Source organism: Polaribacter sp. Hel_I_88, from assembly GCF_000687935.1.
Lineage (GTDB): Bacteria > Bacteroidota > Bacteroidia > Flavobacteriales > Flavobacteriaceae > Polaribacter.
The window spans coordinates 3,014,482-3,038,803 of the sequence record NZ_JHZZ01000001.1; the positions used below are offsets into that span (position 1 = coordinate 3,014,482).

The following is a 24,322-nucleotide window of genomic DNA, read 5'->3' on the forward strand; positions in this document are numbered from 1 at the left end:
TATTTAAAAATGAACTAATACTTTAAAACGATACACTATGAAATTTTTGAAATTAGTCAGTTTATTATTCATTGTAAGTTTGTTGGTAACAAGCTGTAAAAATGAATCAAAACAAGAAGTTGCAATTGTGGACAATGCAAATATCTACATTAAGGGAACTATGGACGCAGAACTCACAGCACCACCATTTGTTCCTGCTCCAGTAGGAAATAGACCAGCAAAAAAGCTATTAGTTAATATGGAGATAATCGAAAAAGAAGGCACAATGACTGATGGTGTACAATATTTATATTGGACATTTGGAGGTTCTGTTCCTGGAAGTTTTATAAGAACAAGAGTAGGAGATTTAGTGGAATTTACTTTATCTAATCATCCAGATAATAAATTGCCTCATAATATAGATTTACATGCAGTTACAGGTCCTGGAGGTGGAGCAGAATCTTCTTTTGTAGCTCCAGGTCATGAAAAAACATTTTCTTTTAAAACCTTAAATCCTGGTTTGTATGTATATCATTGTGCAACTGCACCAGTTGGAATGCATATTGCGAACGGAATGTATGGTTTAATATTGGTAGAACCAGAAGGAGGTTTGCCTCCAGTAGACAAAGAATATTATATTATGCAAGGAGATTTTTATACAAAAGGAGCAACTGGTGAAAGAGGATTACAACCTTTTGATATGACAAAAGCCATTAAAGAAGATGCAGATTATGTAGTTTTTAATGGAGCTGTAAATGCCTTAACAGGAGATAATGCAATTACTGCAAATGTGGGCGAAACTGTTCGTTTGTATGTTGGTAATGGTGGACCAAACTTAACATCGTCTTTTCATGTTATTGGAGAAATATTCGACAATGTGCATGTAGAAGGTGGAGATTTAATCAACAAAAATGTACAGACAACCTCGATTCCTGCTGGTGGTGCAGCTATTGTAGATTTTAAGGTAGATGTTCCTGGAACGTTCATTTTAGTAGATCACGCTATTTTTAGAGCTTTTAACAAAGGTGCTTTAGGAATGTTAAAAGTAACTGGAGAAGAAGACAAAAAATTATATTCAGGTGTAAAACAAGAGGGAATTTATCACCCAGAAGGAGGCACAATTCAAACAATGCCTGAAACAGAAGAGGCTAAGCAAAAGGAAGTGATTGCAGTAAAAGAGAAATCTTTATTAAAAAAATTAAAAGACGGGAAACAAGTGTATATGAATACCTGTTTTGCATGTCATCAAGCAGAAGGTCAAGGAATTCCAAATGCGTTTCCTCCTCTAGCAAAGTCAGATTATTTAAATGCTGATGTAGAAAGGGCTATTGGTGTTGTCTTGAATGGATTAACGGGTGAAATTACTGTAAATGGTAAAAAGTACAACAGTGTAATGACTAGACAAACATTAACAGATGAAGAGGTAGCAGATGTAATGACATATGTTTATAATTCTTGGGGAAATAATAAAACCAATGTAAGTATAAAAACTGTACAAGAAGTTAAAAATAATTAAAAGTAACCCTATGAAAACCATTTTAAGACTGACAATTTTTTTATTACTCCTAAATTCAATAGTTACAAATTGTCAGTCAAAAATGGTGACTATAAAAGGAGGAGAATATATTCCTCTTTATGGCAGAGACTCTATGAAAGTTGTTATTAATGATTTTTTGATGGATGTTTATCCAGTAACTAATAAAGAGTATTTAGAGTATGTGATAAAACATAAAAACTGGCAAAAATCTAAAGCAATAAAATTATTTGTTGATGCAAGTTATTTAAGAGAATGGAAATCTGATACTACTTTAAATGCAAACCAGAAATTAAATTCACCCATTACAAATATATCTTGGTTTGCCGCTAAAAGTTACTGTGAAAATCAAGGAAAAAGATTGCCAACTGTTGATGAATGGGAATATGTAGCCATGGCAAATAAAACAAAGCCAGATGCTAGATCCTTAAAAAACTACAATGAATTTATATTAAGTTGGTATGAAAAGCCAAAAACATTTAATCAATCAATTGGTTCAACTTTTAAAAATTATTGGCAAGTGTACGATTTACATGGGTTGGTTTGGGAGTGGACATCCGATTTTAATTCGGTTTTAATTACTGGAGAATCTAGAAAAGATGTAGATAAAGATAGTAATTTATTCTGTGGAAGTGCAGCTGTAAATGCAACAGATTTAATGAACTATGCAGCCTTTATGCGTTATGCCATTAGAGGAAGTTTAAAAGCAAAATACACCATGAAAAACTTAGGTTTTAGATGTGTAAAAGATAACTAAAAATAACAAATATGAAATCAATAAAATATATCTTTCTGTTTATAACATTCACATTGTTTGTTTCTTGTAATGAAAAAAGCAAAGAAGAAACAGCAAAAGTTGAATATCAATGCCCAATGAAGTGTGAAGATGAAAAAGTATACTCAGAAAAAGGTACTTGCCCAGTTTGTAAAATGGATTTAAGACCACTTTCAAAAGCATCAAAAAAAGTGTTGAGTACTGAGATTTCTGAAGAATCTATCTTTAATTTAACTTCTAATTGGAATACAGAAGAAGGGAAGACAATCACTCTAAAAGAGTTAAAAGGTAAAACTTTAGTGATGGTGATGGTTTATACTACGTGTAAAGCTGCTTGCCCTAGATTAACTGGAGATATGAGGAATATTGAGCAAAAAATTCCAGCTGAAAACAAAGAGGATGTTCAGTTTGTTTTTATTAGCATCGATCCAGAAAATGATACACCAGAAAAACTAAAAAAGTTTGCTATTGATAATTATATAGATGGCGAACAATGGACTTTTTTGCAAGGAACAGAATCCAGTGTGCGTGAATTTGCAAACGTATTAGCTGTAAAATATAAGCAGATTTCACCCATAGATTTTTCACATTCAAACATCATTAGTGTATTTAATCCTCAAGGAGAATTGGTGCATCAACAAGAGGGCTTAGGTGTTGATAATAAAGAAACAATAGCAAAAATTCTAGAAACAGTAAATCAATAAAACTATATGAAAACTATTGAATCTAGAGACGATATTTCATTTCTCGTGAATGAATTTTATGGTAAAATTAGAAAAGATTCTTTGTTAGGGCCAATTTTTAATAGTCATATTCCTGATGAAAAATGGCCTGAACATCTTTTAAAGTTAACGGACTTTTGGGAAACAAATCTTTTTGGTATTCCAAAATTTAAAGGGAATCCTACTCAAAAACATATTGTAGTAGACCGTAATTTAAACCATACAACAAATCAAACACATTTTGGACAGTGGCTTCAACTTTGGTTTGAAACAATAGATAAAAACTTTGAAGGAACTTTAGCTTTAAAAGCCAAAGAAGCTTCAAGAAGAATGGCACATGGACAATTTATGGCAATGTGGAATCATCGCTAAAAACAGCAAAAAAATAATTATTAAATATAGCATTATGAAAACAGCAAATTTATATACCGATTTAGAATTTAATGAAAAAAGACCTTTGATAAAAGTTCTATTTGAAACTCCGTTTACAAAAGAAATTAGAATAGCGATGCATAGAGGAACCGAAATGAAAAAGCACAAAACATCGTTTCCTATTGTTGTAGAAATTGTTGATGGTACTATTGATTTTGGCGTTGATAATGAAGTTTTAAACTTAAATAAAGGAAGCATAATTTCATTGGATAGCAGTGTGCCACATGATTTAAAAGCATTAGAAGATAGTGTTATTAGATTAACATTAACAAAAAATGATGAAACGAATAGAGTTGAAAAAGTAGCCGAAAATTAGTCTTATTAAAAAAATAAATCATGAACATTACAGAAAATAATACAGTAGCAGAAGTTGTAACAAATAATATAAAATCAGCAGACGTATTTAAAAAATATGGCATAGATTTTTGTTGTGGTGGAGGAATTTCAATTAAAAAAGCATGTGAAAAACATGGCGTATCTTTTACAAGTTTAGAGCAAGAATTAGCAAAAATTAATAATAATACTTCTAAAGCATATAATTATGATCATTGGAAACTCGATTTTTTAATTGCTCATATTGAAAATGTTCATCACACATATGTGGAAGAAAGTACACAAATTCTATTGCAATATGTTGCAAAGGTTGCCAAAGTTCACGGACATCATTACACTGAAGTTGTAAAAATTAATGAACTCTTTAATGACATTGCTAAAGAATTAGCATCGCATATGAAAAAAGAAGAATTAATTTTATTTCCATTCATCAAAAAATTGGTCAAAGGTGAAAAAGAAGGAGTAAAAGTAGCTGTGCCTCATTTTGGTTCTGTAAATAACCCTATAAAAATGATGGAAGAAGAGCATGAAAATGCAGGTGATATTATGAAAGAAATAAAACAACTTTCTAATAATTATACTCCTCCAAAAGATGCCTGCAATACATTTAAGGCTTTGTATGCAAAATTAGATGAGTTTGAACAAGACTTGCATCAACATATACATTTAGAAAATAATATTTTGTTTCCAAAAGCAATTCTTTTAGAGCAAAAAAACAATCAATAAAATAATGAATAGTAGACTTGAAAAAGTTATTGAAGTTTGCTCCACCTTTTTAGACATAAAAACATAAAAAGTCCCCCAAAGAAAATTGCGGAATAACTGAAAAAAAATAATCAGTTATTTCGCTTTTAGTTTTTATAGATGTTTTAATTTTGAAAGCTTAAATAAAACAAATGAACTCACCTTTTGAAATGACCAAAGAAGAAATGACTTCTTACGGATATAAAATTGTAGATCAAATAGTTAATCACTTTACTGAGGTAGAACATAAAAAGCCAGTAAAAAAAGCGTCTCGTAAAGAAATGGATACCATTTTTTTAAGTGAAGCACCTGATGAAGCAACAGATGCAGATACTGTATTAGATTTTGTAATGAAAAATGTAATGCCAAACAGTATTATTCTTTCGCATCCAAAATCGTTTTCATTTGTGCCAGGACCAAGTAATTTTATTAGTGCCATGTCAGATTCTCTGGCAACAGGTTTTAATATTTTTTCTGGTGGATGGAATATTGCCCCTGCAGCAGCTGAGTTAGAAATTGTTACCTTAAATTGGATTTTAAAAATATTTAATTTTCCTGTGGATAAAGGTGGAGGAATTTTTACAAGTGGTGGTTCTATGGCAAATTTAACTGCATTAACCACTGCAAGAAGAGTAAAATGTGGTGAAGATTTTTCGAAAGCCATAATTTATTTGTCAGATCAAGCACATTCATCAAACATTAAGGCTATTCGAGTTTTAGGTTTTAAAAGAGAACAAATAAGAATTATTCCTACAGATATTGAATTTAGAATTAGCATTAACAAATTAAAAAATGAAATTGCTAGAGATCGTTTAAAAGGCAATGAACCTTTTTGTATAATTGCTACTGCAGGAACCACCAATACAGGAACTGTAGATCCTTTAGATGCTATTGCAGATATTTGTGAAAAAGAAAATTTATGGTTTCATATTGATGGTGCTTATGGTGCTGCAGCTATGTTATCAAAAAAAGGAAATCGTGCTTTAAAAGGGATTGAAAGAGCAGATTCTTTAACAGTAGATCCTCATAAATGGTTTTTTCAACCGTATGAAATTGGCTGTTTAATTGTAAAAGATAAAGAGTGGTTAAGTGGCACTTTTAGCGAAAAACCAGAATACTTAAGAGATATAGAAGGCAATGAATCTGAAATTAATTTTTACGATTATGGAATTCAATTAACCAGAAGATTTAGAGCTTTAAAATTTTACATGTCTATAAAAACGTATGGTTTAAATGCGTTTAAAAAAGCAGTAACCTATAATATTGATTTAGCAGAAGAAACTGAAGATATTTTAAGGAAAAGCAGCAATTGGGAAATTGTATCGCAAGCAACTTTGGCGATTATCAATTTTAGATATAATCCTATTCATTTAGAATTGCCAGAAGACAAATTAGACAAGTTGAATCAAGAGATTTCTTCCAGAATGACTAATTCTAGAGAAGCTTTATTGGTAACTACCATTTTACAAAATCAAGTGGTTATTAGAATGTGTTTGATAAATCCGAATACCACAATTCAACATATAAAAGACACTTTGAACGAATGTGATAATTTTGCAACAGAGATTTTAAAAGAGTGGAAGTAAATCGACTTTTATAAATGAAAAAAAGCATCTTTTAGAATTTAAAAGATGCTTTTTTTATGAAATTAAATGACTAATTTATCTGTTAATTGTTTGTTTTCTATCTGGTCCAACAGAAACAATACTTACAGGAACTCCTGTTTCTTTTTCTATAAAGGCAACATAATCTAGCAAGTTTTTAGGTAGTTGATCTGCAGATGTCATTTTTGTTAAATCATCTTCCCAACCTTTGAATTCTGTATAATTTACAGAAACGTTTTCTGGCTCTATATTATAAGGTAAATGTGTAATTTCTTCTCCTTTATAAGTATAAGAAGTACATACTTTTAAAGTTTTAAAACCAGAAAGTACATCACCTTTCATCATCATTAATTGTGTAACACCATTTACATCTACAGCATATTTTAAGGCAACTAAATCTAACCAACCACATCTTCTTGGTCTACCCGTTGTTGCACCAAATTCGTGCCCAACACTTGCCATTGTTTCTCCATCTTTATCAAACAATTCTGTAGGAAAAGGGCCAGAACCAACTCTTGTTGTATAGGCTTTAAAGATTCCAAAAACATCACCAATTCTGTTTGGAGCAACTCCTAAACCTGTACAAGCACCAGCAGCTGTTGTGTTAGATGAGGTTACAAAAGGATACGTTCCAAAATCAATATCTAGCAAAGAGCCTTGTGCGCCTTCAGCTAAAATTGTTTTTTTATCTTTGATTGCTTGATTTAAAAACTCTTCACTATCAATAAATTTTAATGTTTTTAATTTATCAATTCCTTTTCTGAATTCAGCTTCTAATTCTGTTAAATTATATTCAACTTGAACATCAAAAAATTCTAACATTTTTAAATGCTTTTCTGTTAAAGCATCGTACTTGTCTTTCCAGTTTTCTAACTCTAAATCACCAACTCGCATTCCATTTCTACCAGTTTTGTCCATATAAGTAGGGCCAATTCCTTTTAAAGTAGAACCAATTTTTGCTTTTCCTTTTGATGTTTCAGAAGCTGCATCTAATAATCTATGAGTAGGTAAAATTAAATGTGCTTTTCTAGAAATTAATAATCTAGATGTATAATCGATGTTATGTTTGTCTAGATTTTCTAATTCTTTTTTAAAGATTACAGGATCTATAACTACACCATTTCCAACAACATTTAAAGCTGTTTTATGAAAAATACCTGAAGGAATTGTATGTAAAACATGTTTAAATCCGTCGAAAATTAAAGTATGTCCTGCATTTGGGCCTCCTTGAAAGCGTGCAATAATATCGTAATTGTTGGTTAAAACATCTACAATTTTACCTTTTCCTTCATCTCCCCATTGTAATCCTAATAATAAATCTACAGCCATTTTGTTGTGTGTAATTGTTTATTTGTTTAATCGTTTATTTGTTTAAATGTGTATTCGTGTAATCGTTTATTTGTAATGAATAACAGTAATTTGTTATTTAATTATTTAACTAAATTTTATTTTTAATAAATACTGAGAACTGCTACTGAAAACTGCCAACTGAATTCTACCTACTCTTTTTTCTTGGTTGTTCCGTAAAAATAAAGTGAATGATTATGGATGTCAATTTCAAAAATATCTTCAATTGTTTTTTTGATGATTTGAATTCTTGGATCACAAAATTCTTTTACTTCTCCAGTATCTGTAAAAATTACATGATCGTGATTTTTATCGAAATAACTTTTTTCGTAACGAGCCATAGATTGCCCATCAAATTGATGTTTACGAACCAAATTACAGTCTAACAATAAATCGATGGTATTGTACAAAGTTGCTCTACTAACCCTATAGTTTTTATTTTTCATTTTAATATAGAGCGATTCTATATCAAAATGCTCTTCAGCATCATAAATTTCTTGGAGTATAGCATAACGTTCAGGTGTTTTTCTGTGTTTATGCTCTTGTAGATAAGAGGTAAAAACTTTTTTAACGACTTCTTGGTTTTCAAGAGAATTACTCATAATTTTAATTTTTACGAAACACAAATTTACTGTAATTTCTTAATAAACTTCTACTTTTTTATAAAATGATATTTACATTCTATTAACACGCTCTACAGTTTTTACACCTTCTACTTTTTGAATACGTTTTATAAGCTTTTGTATTTGAGAACTATTCTTTACACTTAAGGATATTTTACCATCAAAAACACCTTCATCTCCAGAAATATTTATGCTGTGAATAAAAACTCCCATATTGCTAGATATAATTCGAGTTACGTTATTTACAATTCCGCTGTTATCTACTCCATTTATATGTAAAATAGCTTTGAAGTCTTGTTTTGTTGAATCTATCCATTTAGCTAACATAACTCTGTAAGCATAGTTAGATTGCAGAGAAATTGCATTTGGGCAATTTTTTTTGTGAACCTTTATACCATCATTTATGGTTAAAAAACCAAAAACTTTATCACCAGGAATAGGGTTACAGCATTTAGATAACGTATAATCTAACTTTTCTTCATCTTTACCAAAAACTAAAGCATCATATTTGTGAGTAACTTCTTCAGTATTTTCTTGATTCTCTTTTGCGGATGGACTTCTTCTTAATTTTGTTTTAAAGAAGTTTAAAATACTACTATTTTTTTGTGATACAAACGCTTTTAACTGTGTATTGTCTATGGCACCATTTCCAAATCTATAAAATAAATCGAAACTCGTTTTTAACTTAAAATAAACGACTAATTCGTTAATTGTTTTTTCGTTAAAAGGAATTTTTAAATGACGTAATTTTCTTGTTAATATTGCTTTTCCTTCTTCTGCAATTTGTTTTTCTTCATCTTTTAAAGCGGCTCTAATTTTGGTTTTTGCTCTTGCAGTAATTACAAAATCTAACCATCTTGCGTTTGGTTTGTTGGTAGAGCTTGTAATTACCTCTATTTGATCTCCACTATTTAAAGTGTGACTTAAAGGAACCAATTTGCCATTTACTTTTGCACCTCTACATTTTAAACCAACATCTGTATGTACAGAAAATGCAAAATCTAAGGCAGACGCATCTTTTGGTAGCGATTTTAGCTCACCTTTTGGCGTAAAAACGTAAATTTCTTTCGCATATAAATTCAGTTTAAAATCTTCAACAAAATCTACAGCATTAATATTCTGACTTTCTAATGTTTCTTTTAATTTGTTTAACCAACCTTCTAAACCACTTTCATTTTCTTCACCTTGTTTGTACTTAAAATGTGCAGCATAGCCTTTTTCTGCAATTTCGTTCATACGTTCAGATCTAATTTGCACTTCTACCCATTGGGCATCTGGTCCAACAACTGTAATGTGTAAAGCTTCGTAACCAGTAGATTTTGGTTGTGAGATCCAATCTCGTAAACGAGCTGGGTTGGGTCTAAAATTATCGGTTACAATCGAGTATATTTTCCAAGCATCGTGTTTTTCATCTTCGGAAATTGGGCTAAATATTATTCGAATGGCATATTTATCAAAAACTTCATCAAAAGTAACATTCTGTTTTAGCATTTTTCTTTTGATAGAAAAAATAGACTTAAACCTTCCTTTTATTTCATAATTAAAGTTCTCTTTACTTAAACCATTTTTAATGGATTCTGTAAAACGTTCTAAATAATTTTGTTGTTCTTCTTTACTAGCTTTTACTTTGGCAACAATGCTATTGTAAACTTCTGGTTCTGTGTATTTTAATCCTAAGTCTTCAAGCTCTGTTTTTATGTTATACAAACCAAGTCTGTGTGCTAAAGGTGCATAAATATATAAAGTTTCAGAAGCAATTTTTACTTGTTTATCAGCAGGCATTGCATCCATAGTTTGCATATTATGCAGCCTATCCGCAATTTTTATCAAAATAACTCGTACATCATCATTTAATGTTAAGAGCATTTTTCTGAAATTTTCAGCTTGAATAGAGGCGTTTTGTTCTTTGTTTAAACGCGAAATTTTGGTCAATCCGTTTACAATTCTTGCAATAGTTTCTCCAAATAAATGTTCAATATCTTCAACAGTATATTCTGTATCTTCTACAACATCATGCAATAAGGCAGCAGCAATTGATACTGCTCCCAAACCAATTTCCATAGCAACAATTTTAGCTACTGCAATAGGATGAAAAATATAAGGTTCACCCGTTTTTCTGCGTTGCTTGGAATGTGCATCAACAGCAATATCAAAAGCCTTTCTAATCAGTTCTTTATCTTCTTTTGATAAAACTTCATAGGTAATTTTTAGTAGGTCTTTGTATCTACTTGCAATTTCTTTATTTTCTTCTTCTATGGTTGCTGTATATGCCATAAACTGCGCTGTTGGGTTCTTGTTAAATGTAAAGTGAAGTTAGTAATTACAATTTTAACGAGCAAGAATTACTGTTTTTAATTTTGATAAAAAAGACATAAATTTCACGAATTTTCACGGATTTTTGCAGAAAAAAAGACACGAATTGCCCGAATTACACAAAACTAAATTTTTATTTGAGTAGAAATCTGTGCCTATTCATAAAATCTGTGTCAAAATATTTTAGATCAATTCGTGTTTTAAGATTTTTCTAAATTTTCAATTCTTTCCAACAATGTTGGATGAGAATAATGCATAAAAACATACGCAGGATGAGGAGTTAAATTACTCAAACTGTTTTTTGATAATTTTTTAAGTGATGTAATTAAAGGTCTTGCTTCAAAGGTTTCTTTGGCAAAATTATCTGCTTGATACTCAAATTTACGAGACATATAATTCATGAATAACCCTGTAATTTCAGAAATTGGCGAATACAAGATTCCGAAGGCAATTAAGCCAATATGGAAGCTTGGAATGGAAACTCCCAAAGCTTCTGATAACAAAGATGAATTTATAAATAGGGATAAAATAAACAACGTTAAACCTGTGAGTAGGATAGAGGAAGCTAAATTAAAAATGATATGTTTTCTCTTGTAATGACCAACTTCGTGCGCTAAAACAGCTACAATTTCATCGGTTTCTAAATCGTTGATTAGTGTATCAAACAATGTAATTCTTTTTTGCGAACCAAAACCAGAAAAATACGCATTTGCTTTTGTAGAACGTTTTGAACCATCAATCACAAAAATATTATTCAATGTAAAACCCACTTTTTGAGCGTAATTTTCGATAGCAGTTTTTAATTCGCCATTTACTAAAGGAGTCTGTTTGTTGAATAATGGCACAATTAGTTTTGCATAGAACATATTCATAATCAACGAAAAAACAGCAACTACAATCCAAGCATAGATCCAAAAATCTTTTCCTGCAAATTGATAAAACCAGATGATTAATGCTAAAATTCCTCCACCTAAAAGAATGCTCATCAACCAACCTTTTATTTTATCGAACCAAAAAAGCTTTTTTGTAGTTTTATTAAATCCGAACTTTTCTTCAATAACAAACGTTTTGTAATATGAAAAAGGTGTTGTTAAAATATCTGAACCTAACATAATAACTCCGAAGAAAATCAACGCCACTAAAATAGGATTGTCTGTAAAACTTCTTGCAAAATCGTCTACATATTTAAAACCATCAGCAAAGAAAAAAACTAATGTTAACAAAACTGAAAATGTAGAAGTTAAGTTCGAAAATTTATTATTTGTTTTTTTGTAAGCCTGCGATTTCTTGTATTCAACTTCATCATAAACATCGGCTAATTTTGCTGGAATTTTATCATCAAAATGCTTTGCATTTAAAGTGTCTAAAACTTTATCAATAATAAAACTGATAATGATGATTGAAATTAAAATAATAAAAAGTGTGGTTGGTTGCATTTTTAGAGAGATTATTTATATTCGATTTTTTTAATATTTGGCTGTTAGTTTTTTTGTTATTATTTTGAGCTCAGAAGAAGTAAATATCGGCTCAAAATAATTTATATAATCGTTTAACTCTCCTAATAATTTTACTTTAACAAACTTAAATTTAATAGAAGGCTTTTCATTAATCATAACAATTACGTTTCTTATTGGGATTCTTTTTTCTCCCCAATGATGATTTTTTAGAGTTATATTTTCTGAAATATAAATAAAGAGCGCAAAGTTAAACCTTTCAATTTGTTCTACAGGAGATTTTAAATTAGTTGAATTTATTGAAAAGTTATTCCAGTTTTTTGTTTCTATTATGAAAATTCCTGCTTTTGAAATTAAAAGATGGTCAATTTGAATGGAATGAATTCTTTCATTCTTTTTTTTATAATAAATAGGTTTAGGAAACTTTAAATTGAAATCATTAATTAAAACAAAATCATCTGATAATTTTGCAATCTCTTTTGTAACTAAATTTTCTCCAATTGCACCTGAGATTAGATTTTTTAAATTTTTTACAATAGTTCGAGTATTTTCTAATTTTTCAATTTTAGGTTTTGCTATTCTTTCTATTAATCCTTTTCTATTTTTTTTATATTCATTTATAAAAAGTTCATCATTTGTTATTTTTTTTGAAATTTTTATTATTGAATTTTTTATAAGTTCAGACTTATTATTGATAAAATAGTTCAAACGATTTTTAATAAAATAAACCTTTAAACTTGAAGTAAAAGCAATAATGAAATTTTGATTTTTATCTTTTTCAATTAAATTGATTTTTTGCTGTAAAAAAATAATCTGATTATTTATCTTTTCAGTCTCAATTTTAATTTGTTCATTCTTTTCATATATTTTACTTTTTAAATTAATGGAAGTTTCTATAAAATCTACTTTTAATTTTTTGCTGACGTTATTAAATATTTCAAGTTTTTCGGAATTATAATTTAATAAAAATTCGTTAATCTCTTTAACAGATTTAAATCTAGAAATCTTTCGACGTTTCAATTCAAATTTTAAGGATTTTAGCGATTCTATTGTTCCAATTATTATTGCCATTAATTAAAATTCAGATAATTTAAATAAACTTTTAAATATTTAAAAACATATATAAATTTCGTTTTGTTTTATAAAGTTAATTCAAGGTAGATTTTTACATCATTATTTAAAGTAAATTGATATAGAAACTAATTTATAAAGTCTTTAGCAAGATTTTAAAAGATTACGACTTCTTCATTTTATGCGCATACATTGCTGCACCAATAATGCCAGCATTGTTTTTAAACTCAGCAACTTTTACTTTTACATCAGCATTTAAAAATTCCTTAAAACCATCGAATCTTTTGCTAATGCCACCACCTATAATAATTAAACTTGGGGAGAATACAATTTTGGTGTAATTTAATAATTCATCAAATCGTAAAGCCCATTTTTTTAACGTTAATCCTTCTTTTTTTCTCACAGAATCTGCTGTATAATATTCAATAATTTTTCCATCTGAATGCAGCATTTTGCCCAATTCCAAATTAGGGATTAATTGTCCATTAAAAAACAAACCAGAGCCAATACCTGTACCAATGGTAATTACAATAACAACACCTTTTTCTTTTTTACCAGCACCTAAACTAACTTCTGCCAAACCAGCTAAATCAGCATCATTACTCACATAAAAAGGAAGTTTACATTCCTTTCTAAAAAGTTTATCAACTTTAACATTTAACCATTTTTCACTTAAATTTCCAGTATGAATACATTTGCCATCTACAAGTGTTGTTGGAAAACTACAACCCACAGCTTTCTTCCAATCGAAATGTTTCACCATTTCCTTCACCACTTTTGCTACAGCTTCTGGGGTAGCTGGTTTTGGAGTAGGAATTCTGTGTCTTTCAGATAATAATTCACCCGTTTTTGTATCTACAATTGCAGCTTTAATACCTGTACCACCAATATCTATTCCTAATATTTTCATTTTTATTGTGCTATAAATTATATTTTCTGCTACGAATTCACGATTTTTTTATCTAAAAATAAATTTTTTATTGATTTCAAATTTAGTTAAAATTAAGTGATTTCGAATTTTTCACTTTAGTTTCTTATACTTATCAGCCACGAATTCTCGAATTTTATTTAAATACATTTATTAACCTTCGTATTTCACAAAGCAGACTTTTAGTCTGCAAAAATTTGATGAACTTTACGTCGATATTGGCTTTTTTTTAATAAGCTAAAAAAAAGAATCCAATTTTAATTTGTGGCAATTATTTTTTAAAATTTCGTTGTCTTTTTGCTTCAAAAATTACGATAGCAGCAGCTACAGAAACATTCATAGAATCTATTTTGCCTTGCATAGGTATGTTGATGTTTTGCGTTGCTTTTTCTCGCCAAATTTCAGACAAACCTGTGGCTTCTGTTCCAACTACGATTGCAGTTGGTTTTTTATAATTTTCTTGATGATATTCGTTAGAATTCTGCAAAGTAGTTGCAAAAATATCGATATTATTTTCTTGTAAAAAAGCTATAATTTCTGCTGATGAACCAACCCCAATTTGATTGGTAAAAATACAGCCAACACTAGAACGTATGATGTTTGAATTATACAAATCGCTTTTAGGGTCTGCAATAAAAACAGCATCAATATTGGCAGCATCTGCAGTTCTTAACAAAGCACCAATATTACCAGGTTTTTCAATGCCTTCAGCAACTAAAATTAGCGGATTTTCGTCTTTAAAAACAATATTTTTTAAGGAGAAATCTTTCCCTTTTACAACTCCAATAATACCTTCTGTAGAGGCTCTATAAGCTAATTTTTGATACACTTCTTTAGAAATTATAGTTCTATTGATGTTTTGATTAAAGAGGTGTAAAACTTCATCTTCAGAAATAAAACTTTCTAAAAATAGTACATCTTCAAATTCGTAATTAGCAGCGATTGCTAAAGAAATTTCTCTTTTGCCTTCTACTAAAAATAGACCTTGTTTTTTGCGTTCACGAGATTTTTCTTGAATCTTCAGTAAATTTTTGATGTAAGAATTCTGAATGCTTGTAATTTCTTTCATTAGTACAAAGATACCTAAATGTATGGATTTTGTGAATTTGATTGTATAAAAAAAAACTCTTCAATTAGCATTAATTGAAGAGCTTTTTTATATAAATAGGTTTGTAATTTATTTTACATCCATCAATTCAACATCAAAAATAAGTGTTGCATTTGGTGGAATTACTCCTCCAGCTCCAGCTGCACCATATGCTAAATCAGATGGAATTACAAAACGAGCTTTATCACCCACTTGTAATAATTGAATTCCTTCATCCCAACCAGAAATTACTTGACCAACACCAACATTAAAATCGATTGGTTGTTTTCTTTTGTATGATGAATCAAAAACAGTTCCATCTAACAATTGTCCTTTATAATGTACAGAAACTCCAGCACCTTTTGTTGCTTTTTTTCCATCACCTTTTTGTAAAACTTTATAACGTAAACCACTTGCAGTTTCATCATAACCAGCAGCAACAGAATCCAACAATTCTTTTTGTTTTGCTTTTTCTTCTGCTTCACGTTTTTCTCTTGAACCTTCAAAAGTTCTAAAAGCTTCTACAGCGTTAAATTCTTCAGCAGCATCACCAACTCTAATAATTTCTAAAGACTTTAACTCATCACCTTGAGCAACAGCATCCACAATATCTTGCCCTTCAATTACAGATCCAAAAACGGTATGTTTACCATCTAACCATGGAGTAGGAACGTGGGTAATATAAAATTGACTTCCGTTTGTTGCTGGTCCAGAATTAGCCATTGCTAATTTTCCTGGAGCATCATGTTTTAAATTTGGATGAAATTCATCATCAAATTTATAACCTGGATTTCCTGTTCCTGTTCCAAGTGGACAACCACCTTGAATCATAAAATCTGGAATTACTCTATGAAATTTTAAACCATCATAATAAGGCGTTCCTTGTTCTTTTACTGCGTTTTCTAAATTACCTTCTGCTAAAGCAACAAAGTTACCAACAGTTCCAGGTGTTTTTTCGTGTTCTAATTGTACTAAAATATCACCTTTTGTAGTAGTGAATTTTGCGTAAATTCCGTTGTTCATAATTTTAATTTAATATTTAAAAAATAGACTTCGACAAGCTCAGTCTGACATTTCGATTTTTAATTTTTTTTATAATTGAGTTTACTAAACTTATTTCTTTGCATTTAAGATGGATAATCCATAAGACAATCCAATATTGATGTTTGATGAATTTACATTTCCATAAGGAGACCACATCTGTCCTCCAGAAGCATGGAAAGTTAAATCATCTGTTACGTGATAATTTAAACCAATTGTTGGTCTTACTAAAACACCTTCTCCAGAATCAACTCCACCACCACCAGCAACACCACCTGCAGCTTCTACAAATAATGAAAAATTATCGTTTAAAAACTTATTTGATTTTACACCTAACCCAAAAATTCCATGAGCATAACCACCTGCACCACCTAAATAAGCAAATGAAGCTTCACCAGCTACATAAAAACGTTTGTTGATATCATAATTTATTTTTACGGCTAATAGTTGTAAGTCATTATCAGGTTTATCAAGAATGGCAACATCAAAATACGTTTGATTTTGAAAACCTATTTGAACACCTTGAGTTTTTATTTGTTTGATTTTTTCTGATGAAAAAGGGTCTTTTGTTCCTCCACTTAAACCATAATATTTTAAGCTAAAACCAGCTGTATAGGCTTCAAAAGTTCCACCAACTGATCTGTGATACCCTCCATGAAGACTTACACCAATTTTTTCGGTAATTTTAACATCAGCACCTAAACTTGGGTACATTGTTAAACCACCTTCAGGAAAAATTCTACCTCCAGCTGCACCAAGTCCCATTTTAGCGAAAAAGTTTACATATTCTGTTTCTATAAAGTTTTTACCAATTCCGATAAAAACATCCATAAAACCAGCTCTTAAACCACCATACATAGCATCTACATGTGCATAAGCAAAAGTGTTTTTTGTTAAATATCGTTGATATTCAAAACCAATAAGGCTTAATGTTTGTGTAATAGGAGTTGTGTTGTTAAAGTTTCCAATTCCATCATTTCTGGTATCACCAATAGGAAAAAGATAATCGAAAGTTATTTGTTGAACACTTTTTACTGCTGGTTTTTGCCAAAATTCATCTTCAGAATTATTGTTTACTTCAAATTTTTCTGCTGCATCTTTATAGGAAGCAGCTCTGATGGTCGTTGGTATTTCTACAAAGAAAGAAATATTATCTCCTTTTTGAACTCCTGTAAAGAAATTTACGTAACCATATTGAATACCAAAAGCAAACTCATCAGTTTTATATTGTAAACCAGCATTTGGATATATAATTCCACCTCCATTTACCAAACTTCTAAAACCACCTCCACCACCAAAATGGATGTTGGCATCAAAATATAAATTTTTATACAGTTGTTTATTGACTCCTAAATTAATACCTAAGGTAAATAAACCTCCTTGATCTCCATAAACAGCACCGTGAAAACCAGCACCTGTATACAACCAATCATTTAAGGGAATGTTGTAATTTAAGCCAAATAAACCCATGGTTGGGTCTAGTTGATAGGTACTTCCATCTCCATATGTATAAGTTCTATCTGGTTGATCTATTAAAATATAATTTAAGCGGATACTATTTTTTAATTCTTTCCCTTTTAAATTATCTAGATTAAACTCTTGAGAAAAGCTATTGTAGCTTAAAAGAACAACTAATAAAAATAGAATTTTCTTCATCAAATTATTTTTTAAATTCACTTGTAAAATGCAATTTTACAGAAGGATATTTACTCTGTGTCATTTGAATTGTAAAAGCTGAATCTGCCAAAAACACCAATTGACCTTGTTTATCTTTTGCTAAATAACGTTGTTTTACACGTTTAAACTCTTTGAATTCATCGTTTTTTTTGTCTTGTGGTTCTACCCAACAAGCTTTGTGAACGCTTAAATTTTCGTAGGTACATTTTGCGCCATATTCGTGCTCTAATCTATATTGAATAACTTCAAATTGTAAAGCACCAACAGTACCAATTACTCTTCGTCCATTCATTTCTAGAATAAATAATTGAGCAACACCTTCATCCATCAACTGATCTAAACCTTTGTATAGTTGTTTAGATTTCATTGGGTCTGCATTATTTACATACCTAAAATGTTCTGGAGAAAAACTTGGAATTCCTCTAAAGTTTAAATCTTCACCTTCAGTAAGTGTATCTCCAATTTTAAAGTTTCCTGTATCGTGAATTCCTACAATATCGCCAGGAAAAGATTCATCTACAATTTCTTTCTTTTCAGCAAAAAATGCATTCGGACTCGAAAACTTAACTTTTTTGCCATTTCTAACATGTAAATATGGCGAATTCCTTTTAAAAGTTCCAGAAACTATTTTTATAAAAGCCAATCTATCTCTGTGTTTAGGATCCATATTTGCATGGATTTTAAACACAAAACCAGTCATTTTTTTCTCTTTAGAATCTACTAAACGTTCCTCAGCTTTTTTAGGTTGAGGAGAAGGAGCAATTTCAATAAAAGCTTCTAGCAATTCTTTAACGCCAAAATTATTTAAAGCAGAACCAAAAAAAACGGGTTGTAATTCTCCTTGTAAATATTCGTCTCTATTAAAATCAGGATAAACCTCACTAATTAATTCAATTTCTTCACGTAAAGTATCTGCTGCTTTTTTACCAACAATTTTATCTAATTCTGGGTTTGATAAATCATCAAACTCAATTCCCTCTGAAATTGTGGTTTTATTATCACCAGAAAAAAGGTTTAATTTCTTTTCCCAAATATTGTAAATCCCTTTAAAATCATATCCCATTCCAATTGGGAAACTCATTGGTGTAACTCGCAAACCTAATTTTTGCTCAACTTCATCTAACAAATCGAAAGCATCTTTTCCTTCTCTATCCAATTTATTGATAAAAACCAACATAGGTATGCTTCTCATTCTACAAACTTCTACTAATTTTTCGGTTTGTGGTTCTACACCTTTTGCAACATCAATTACAACAATAACGCTATCTACAGCAGTTAAAGTTCTAAAAGTATCTTCTGCAAAATCTTTGTGACCAGGAGTATCTAAAATGTTTATTTTTTTGTCTTTGTAAATAAAAGCCAAGACAGATGTTGCTACAGAAATTCCTCTTTGACGCTCAATTTCCATAAAATCGGAAGTTGCGCCTTTTTTAATTTTATTATTTTTTACAGCACCTGCTTCTTGAATGGCGCCACCAAATAATAATAATTTTTCAGTAAGTGTAGTTTTACCAGCATCTGGATGCGAAATGATACCAAATGTTCTTCTACGTGCTATTTCTTTTAAAAAACTCATCTACAAAATTTGAGGTGCAAAGATAGGTTTTATTCTATAAATTTTTAGGTTGATTTCTGTTTGAAAATAAGATGCTTTTTTTGCTGTTTTTTGATGCTGATCAATATTAAAATTGATTTTTTTTTGCCTTAGATAAAAGCTTAAACTAGAAACCTTTTTTATTCTAAAATTTCAACAGTAATTGGAATTTCGTCAACTGGCCAATCATCTTCACCAACTTGTACTTTAGATATTTTTGTCATGGTATCAAAGCCTTCAAAAACTTCTCCAAAAACGGTATGTTGATTATCTAAATGAGGAGCTCCTTTTTTATTTTGAACCACATAAAACTCAAAAGGATTGGATAGTTTATTAGGGTTATTATCCCATTCTCTAGCAGCAGCCAAAGAACCATATTTGTGAATTCTATGTTTTTTAAATTCAGGTTCTATTAAGTAATTTCCATGTCTTGTTCTCTCTTCTATTGTTAAGTAATTATCGGAATTTCCTCCTTGAATTACAAAATTTTTGGCAACTCTATAAATAACAGTGGTATTGAAATATTTGTTTTTTGTAAGGTAAATAAAGCTAGCTCTATGAGCAGGAACATCTTCAAATAAACGAATTTTTATATCGCCAAATTTAGTTTTGATGATTACTTTGGTTTCTGGATTTCGTTTGCCATATTCTAATAAAAATTCCTCGGTATTTGAACTGTTTAGGCTATTCCATTTTTCAGTTTCTTTTGTTTCTAAAGTGTCCTCCTCAATGATATTTTCAGCTTCTTTTGTTTCTAGAGTGTCTTCTTCAATGATATTTTCAGTTTTTGAGATTTCTTGTTTAGGTTTTTCCTTTTTTAGGTTATCCTTTTTTTTGGGAGCATCACATTGATAACAGATTATACAAAGAATTAAAATAAATAATCGAAATAAAAACTTCACTTTTAAATGTATTTTATGAAATCCAAAGATAAATGATCAACATAAAAGAATAGATAAATCTTATGATTTTATAATAATTTTAAGTTTTTATTGCTATTTGATTCCTCTATATTTGCAAATATGGAAGAATTAGTTGTTTTAGTTGATGAAAAAAATAACCAAATAGGTTTAATGCCTAAAATGGAAGCACACGAAAAAGCTGTTTTACACAGAGCATTTTCCGTATTTGTTTTTAATAAAAAAGGAGAATTAATGGTGCAACAAAGAGCAGCCTGTAAATATCATTCGCCTTTATTATGGACAAATACTTGTTGTTCTCACCAAAGAGAAGGAGAGAGTAATGTGGAAGCAGGTAGAAGACGTTTGCAAGAAGAAATGGGCTTTACAACCGATTTAAAAGAAGTTTTTTCTTTTATTTACAAAGCACCTTTTGATAATGGTTTAACAGAACACGAATTTGATTTTGTGTTAGTTGGTAATTTTGAAGACAAGCCAAATATTAATAAAGAGGAAGTTGAAGCGTACAAATGGATGTCTTTGCAAGATGTAAAAAAGGATATTGAAAACAATCCTGAAATTTACACTGAGTGGTTTAAAATAATTTTTGATAAATCTTTTGATAAATTAATAAATGCCTAAAGTTACAGTACATAGAAAAGCACATTTTAATGCAGCTCATAGGTTGTATAGAAAAGATTGGTCTGAAGAAAAAAACTTTGAAGTTTTTAGCAAATGTAGCAATCCTAATTTTCATGGTCATAATTACGAATTGATTGTTTCTTTAACTGGAGAAATTGATAAAGAAACTGGTTATGTATATGACTTAGGTATTTTAAGTTCGTTAATTAAAGCTGAAATTGAAAACAGTTTTGATCATAAAAATTTAAATATTGATGTGGAAGAATTTAAAAATTTGAATCCTACAGCAGAAAATATAGCCGTTGTTATTTACGATAAATTAAGAAAACATATTCCAACTCATTTGGATTTAAAAGTAACTCTTTATGAAACTCCAAGAAATTTTGTGAGTTATGCTGGCGATTTGTAAATTTTATTTGAGCTATTCAGCTAATATAAAATGATACTTTATCATACTTTAATTCTGTCTGTAAGAATAGTAGCTAACAGATTTTTCTAAAAAACTAAAAGTATGATAACTAAAACCATCAAGATTTAAATTTTTCTTAAAGTTGGTACTGTGATCATTCATAACATCAAAAAATAGGCTTTCACTTTTTTCTAAATCATTAAATTTAAAAAAGTAACCCATTTTATCCATTCTTGTAGAAAATACGATGGATGTTTTTATTTTACTGTTATTCTTTAAAACGTGCTCTAAATTTTTCTTAGCGAATTTAAAACTTGTTTGTGGATTCCTGCCATAAGCTTGCACAATTAGCCTATCAGAATATTTAGCAATTAGTTTAATTTCTTCCTGAGAATAATAACCAACATATGCATCTATTTTTATAGAATGACTATTATTTTTAGACAGTTCTTTGAGTTCTTTTAAATTTTCAATAAAAAAATTAAAAGAACCTTCTCTATTGCAAGGAGAAGAGTTTGCCTTTAAATAATTTTCGCAATAATAACCATTATCTCCAGATGCTTTGTTGGACCAATATTCATATTCTAAATTATAAATATCAAACTTTTCATCAGGTTTGTTTCTAGAGTTATTATAAAGGTTTATTGTATTTGTAAAAAAAGAAGCAGATTCTCCAGAAGCACCAATATTTTTAATTTTAAATTCGGTCTTGGCTTTTAATATAAATTCGGCTAAAACATTATTTTTTCTTGGGTCAGATAAAGACCAAATTTTATCAACTTTATTTAAATCATATAAGATTAAAGTTTTAAAATCGTTTCTCATAGCAAAAAGAAGCAATTTATCTTCTTTATTTGGGCTGCCAATAATGTTGCTAAAATTATCTACGTATAAAGTTCTATCATTGCTAAAAATGTTGGAAATTATAAATAAAAAAAATACGAAAAGAATGGTTTTTCTCAATTGTTAATAGGATTATCTGCACATATTACAACACATGTAAAATGTAATTATTCAAGAATAAATTGCATTTTTCATGCCAAAAAAATTAAATTTAACAAATTGAGGAATTCAAGAATAAAAATACTAAAACTTTTAGAGTTTTAGCCTATTTCAAACTTAAATTTGCATAAAAATTATATAATTTTATTCATTAAAATATTTTTACCTTTTTCTTTCAGATTCACTTATATCTTTTCCTGACTATTTTTCTGTACCAAGTAATTTTTTTTAAAAATAGGCTTAATTTTGGGTGATCATTTTATTAAAAAAAAGTAATTTTATATTTTTATTGCGCTGATTTTAAGAAGAATAGATTCTTTTTAGCCAATAAAAAAGTTCAAGATATATTCTTGAACTTTTTTTAAATATTTTTATTTTTATTGTAAAATCTACAAAGGTTTTCTACCTGTAATTAGATTATATAAAATACTAATAATTGCGATTACTAATAAAATATGAATTAAATTTCCAGTAGCCATTCCTGCTATTACTCCTAAAAAGCCTAATAACCATACAACTATACAAATAACTGCTACTAACCATAATATACTTCTCATAATTTCTGTTTTTTTAGTTCGTCGTAAAAATATGCACAATATGAAACTGAAATTAACGCTATCCATTTAAATATTATCTTTGATACCTAAAATTTTATATAATGAAAGTAATTGCAATGATTCCAGCAAGATATAGTGCTTCACGTTTTCCTGGTAAATTGATGAAAGATTTGGGTGGCAAACCAGTAATTGTAAGAACTTACGAAGCTACCTTAAAAACTAATTTATTTGATGATGTTTATGTAGTTACAGATTCTGATATTATTTTTGAAACCATACAAAAAGCAGGTGGAAACGTAATAATGAGTATAAAAGAACACGAATGTGGTTCTGATAGAATTGCAGAAGCTGTGCAAAATATTGATGCAGATATTGTAATTAATGTGCAAGGAGATGAACCTTTTATAGATACCGTTTCTTTAACAAAATTAGTAGCAGTTTTTAAAGCTGATGAAAAAAAAGAAATTGATTTAGCTTCCTTAAAAGTTCAAATTACGAACCAAGAAGATATCGAGAATCCTAATAATGTAAAAGTAATTACAGATGTAAATAATTTAGCAATTTACTTTTCTAGAAGCGTAATTCCTTATCATAGAGATAAAGAAATTGCCGTAAAATATTATAAACATAAAGGTGTTTATGCCTTTAGAAAACAAGCGTTGTTAGATTTTTATACAACACCAATTACACCCTTGGAAGCTGCCGAAAAAATTGAAGCAATTCGTTATCAAGAAATTGGCAAAAAAATAAAAATGGTAGAAACAGATGTGGAAGCTGTTGGAATTGATACACCAAAAGATTTAGAAAAAGCAATTCAATATTTAAAAAATGTATAAAAATATAAAAGTAATTGCGTTTGATGCTGATGATACTTTATGGGTAAACGAAACCTATTTTAGAGAAGCAGAAAATGAATTTGCAGAACTATTATCAAAATACGAAACCAAAAATAAAATAGATCAAGAACTTTTTAAAACCGAAATAAAAAATTTAACGCATTATGGCTATGGAGTAAAAGGTTTTATCTTGTCGATGATTGAGTGTGCTTTGGAACTATCTAATTTCCAAATTCAGCAAAAAACAATTGAAGCTATTTTAAACATTGGTAAAAATATGCTTGATAAACCCATAGAATTATTGGTGGGCATTGAGGATGTTTTAGATAATCTACAAGGTAAATACAAATTAATTGTTGCTACAAAAGGAGATTTGTTAGATCAGGAACGCAAATTAGAAAAATCGAACTTGCTCAAATACTTTCATCATATAGAAGTTATGAGTGATAAAAAAGAGAAAGATTATCTTAAATTGATACAGCATTTAGATATTGATCCTTCACAATTTTTAATGATTGGGAATTCTTTAAAATCGGATGTTTTACCATTGATAAAAATAGGAGCAGCTGCAATTCATGTTCCATTCCATACAACTTGGGTACATGAAGAAGTTTCTGAACAAGAATCAGGAAAAGCAACTTATAAAACAGTTTCAAATATCAAAGATGTTTTAACGCTCTTTTAAATAAATACCCTAACTTTGCAGCACTTAAAGAATA

24 protein-coding genes are annotated in these 24,322 nt (G+C 29.4%); 11 read left to right on the forward strand and 13 right to left on the reverse strand.

Annotated elements, in window-relative coordinates; genetic code table 11:
• Positions 1-37: 37 nt before the first annotated feature.
• The 7 genes from nirK to P161_RS0113350 all read left to right on the forward strand — a co-directional run bounded on the left by nirK (position 38) and on the right by P161_RS0113350 (position 6,105).
• On the forward strand, positions 38-1,495 hold the full coding sequence (gene nirK, locus P161_RS0113320) for a copper-containing nitrite reductase (RefSeq protein ID WP_026777432.1): 1,458 nt from the start codon (positions 38-40) through the stop codon (positions 1,493-1,495).
• 10 nt (positions 1,496-1,505) lie between these two features.
• The gene (locus P161_RS0113325; RefSeq protein WP_026777433.1) at positions 1,506-2,270 is read left to right on the forward strand and encodes a formylglycine-generating enzyme family protein; all 765 of its coding nucleotides are present in this window, start codon (positions 1,506-1,508) and stop codon (positions 2,268-2,270) included.
• An 11-nt stretch (positions 2,271-2,281) separates the two neighbouring features.
• Positions 2,282-2,992, forward strand: a complete 711-nt coding sequence (locus P161_RS0113330) for an SCO family protein (protein ID WP_026777434.1) — start codon at positions 2,282-2,284, stop codon at positions 2,990-2,992.
• Between the two features lie 6 nt (positions 2,993-2,998).
• Positions 2,999-3,382: a group III truncated hemoglobin gene (locus tag P161_RS0113335; protein WP_026777435.1), complete on the forward strand. Its 384-nt coding sequence runs from the start codon at positions 2,999-3,001 to the stop codon at positions 3,380-3,382.
• 34 nt (positions 3,383-3,416) lie between these two features.
• Positions 3,417-3,758 carry a cupin gene (locus P161_RS0113340; protein WP_026777436.1) on the forward strand — a complete coding sequence of 114 codons (342 nt, stop codon included), beginning with the start codon at positions 3,417-3,419 and terminating at the stop codon, positions 3,756-3,758.
• 20 nt (positions 3,759-3,778) lie between these two features.
• The gene (gene ric / locus P161_RS0113345) at positions 3,779-4,501 is read left to right on the forward strand and encodes an iron-sulfur cluster repair di-iron protein (protein ID WP_026777437.1); all 723 of its coding nucleotides are present in this window, start codon (positions 3,779-3,781) and stop codon (positions 4,499-4,501) included.
• 170 nt (positions 4,502-4,671) lie between these two features.
• The gene (locus P161_RS0113350; protein WP_036841487.1) at positions 4,672-6,105 is read left to right on the forward strand and encodes an aminotransferase class V-fold PLP-dependent enzyme; all 1,434 of its coding nucleotides are present in this window, start codon (positions 4,672-4,674) and stop codon (positions 6,103-6,105) included.
• Between the two features lie 75 nt (positions 6,106-6,180).
• Here the strand turns inward: P161_RS0113350 and P161_RS0113355 are convergent, their stop codons facing one another.
• The 11 genes from P161_RS0113355 to P161_RS0113405 all read right to left on the reverse strand — a co-directional run bounded on the left by P161_RS0113355 (position 6,181) and on the right by P161_RS0113405 (position 20,160).
• The gene (locus P161_RS0113355; protein ID WP_026777439.1) at positions 6,181-7,452 is read right to left on the reverse strand and encodes an adenylosuccinate synthase; all 1,272 of its coding nucleotides are present in this window, start codon (positions 7,450-7,452) and stop codon (positions 6,181-6,183) included.
• 170 nt (positions 7,453-7,622) lie between these two features.
• Positions 7,623-8,072 carry a Fur family transcriptional regulator gene (locus P161_RS0113360; RefSeq protein WP_026777440.1) on the reverse strand — a complete coding sequence of 150 codons (450 nt, stop codon included), beginning with the start codon at positions 8,070-8,072 and terminating at the stop codon, positions 7,623-7,625.
• Between the two features lie 72 nt (positions 8,073-8,144).
• Positions 8,145-10,367, reverse strand: coding sequence for a bifunctional (p)ppGpp synthetase/guanosine-3',5'-bis(diphosphate) 3'-pyrophosphohydrolase (locus tag P161_RS0113365; protein ID WP_026777441.1), 2,223 nt, complete (start codon positions 10,365-10,367; stop codon positions 8,145-8,147).
• A 239-nt stretch (positions 10,368-10,606) separates the two neighbouring features.
• Complete coding sequence (locus P161_RS0113370) at positions 10,607-11,842, reverse strand: M48 family metallopeptidase (protein WP_026777442.1); 1,236 nt, start codon at positions 11,840-11,842, stop codon at positions 10,607-10,609.
• Positions 11,843-11,872: 30 nt separating this feature from the next.
• Positions 11,873-12,931, reverse strand: a complete 1,059-nt coding sequence (locus tag P161_RS0113375; RefSeq protein WP_026777443.1) for a nuclease-related domain-containing protein — start codon at positions 12,929-12,931, stop codon at positions 11,873-11,875.
• Between the two features lie 163 nt (positions 12,932-13,094).
• Positions 13,095-13,841, reverse strand: coding sequence for a polyphosphate--glucose phosphotransferase (gene ppgK / locus P161_RS0113380; RefSeq protein ID WP_026777444.1), 747 nt, complete (start codon positions 13,839-13,841; stop codon positions 13,095-13,097).
• Between the two features lie 289 nt (positions 13,842-14,130).
• A complete protein-coding gene (locus P161_RS0113385; protein WP_026777445.1) occupies positions 14,131-14,928 on the reverse strand; it encodes an RNA methyltransferase in 798 nt (265 codons plus the stop codon).
• Positions 14,929-15,036: 108 nt separating this feature from the next.
• A complete protein-coding gene (locus tag P161_RS0113390; protein WP_026777446.1) occupies positions 15,037-15,969 on the reverse strand; it encodes a peptidylprolyl isomerase in 933 nt (310 codons plus the stop codon).
• Positions 15,970-16,059: 90 nt separating this feature from the next.
• Positions 16,060-17,643 (reverse strand): hypothetical protein, encoded by a 1,584-nt coding sequence (locus tag P161_RS0113395; protein WP_026777447.1) that lies wholly within the window; start codon positions 17,641-17,643, stop codon positions 16,060-16,062.
• Between the two features lie 4 nt (positions 17,644-17,647).
• On the reverse strand, positions 17,648-19,240 hold the full coding sequence (locus P161_RS0113400; RefSeq protein WP_026777448.1) for a peptide chain release factor 3: 1,593 nt from the start codon (positions 19,238-19,240) through the stop codon (positions 17,648-17,650).
• A gap of 158 nt (positions 19,241-19,398) precedes the next feature.
• Positions 19,399-20,160, reverse strand: coding sequence for a peptidylprolyl isomerase (locus P161_RS0113405; RefSeq protein WP_026777449.1), 762 nt, complete (start codon positions 20,158-20,160; stop codon positions 19,399-19,401).
• Between the two features lie 120 nt (positions 20,161-20,280).
• Between P161_RS0113405 and idi the strand changes: the two genes are divergently transcribed.
• Positions 20,281-20,799 carry an isopentenyl-diphosphate Delta-isomerase gene (gene idi, locus P161_RS0113410; protein WP_026777450.1) on the forward strand — a complete coding sequence of 173 codons (519 nt, stop codon included), beginning with the start codon at positions 20,281-20,283 and terminating at the stop codon, positions 20,797-20,799.
• The gene (locus P161_RS0113415) at positions 20,792-21,208 is read left to right on the forward strand and encodes a 6-carboxytetrahydropterin synthase (RefSeq protein WP_026777451.1); all 417 of its coding nucleotides are present in this window, start codon (positions 20,792-20,794) and stop codon (positions 21,206-21,208) included. Before idi ends, P161_RS0113415 begins: the two co-directional genes overlap by 8 nt.
• Positions 21,209-21,256: 48 nt before the next feature.
• On the opposite strand, the gene P161_RS0113420 is transcribed toward P161_RS0113415, so the two are convergent.
• Positions 21,257-22,171, reverse strand: coding sequence for a hypothetical protein (locus tag P161_RS0113420; RefSeq protein WP_026777452.1), 915 nt, complete (start codon positions 22,169-22,171; stop codon positions 21,257-21,259).
• A gap of 428 nt (positions 22,172-22,599) precedes the next feature.
• Positions 22,600-22,767 (reverse strand): lmo0937 family membrane protein, encoded by a 168-nt coding sequence (locus P161_RS19535; protein WP_026777453.1) that lies wholly within the window; start codon positions 22,765-22,767, stop codon positions 22,600-22,602.
• 101 nt (positions 22,768-22,868) lie between these two features.
• On the opposite strand from P161_RS19535, the gene kdsB reads away from it, so the two are divergent.
• Both kdsB and P161_RS0113435 read left to right on the forward strand, forming a co-directional pair.
• Positions 22,869-23,603: a 3-deoxy-manno-octulosonate cytidylyltransferase gene (gene kdsB, locus P161_RS0113430; protein ID WP_026777454.1), complete on the forward strand. Its 735-nt coding sequence runs from the start codon at positions 22,869-22,871 to the stop codon at positions 23,601-23,603.
• A complete protein-coding gene (locus P161_RS0113435; protein ID WP_026777455.1) occupies positions 23,596-24,288 on the forward strand; it encodes an HAD family hydrolase in 693 nt (230 codons plus the stop codon). The genes kdsB and P161_RS0113435 overlap by 8 nt, the downstream gene beginning before the upstream one ends.
• The last annotated feature ends 34 nt before the right edge of the window (positions 24,289-24,322 follow it).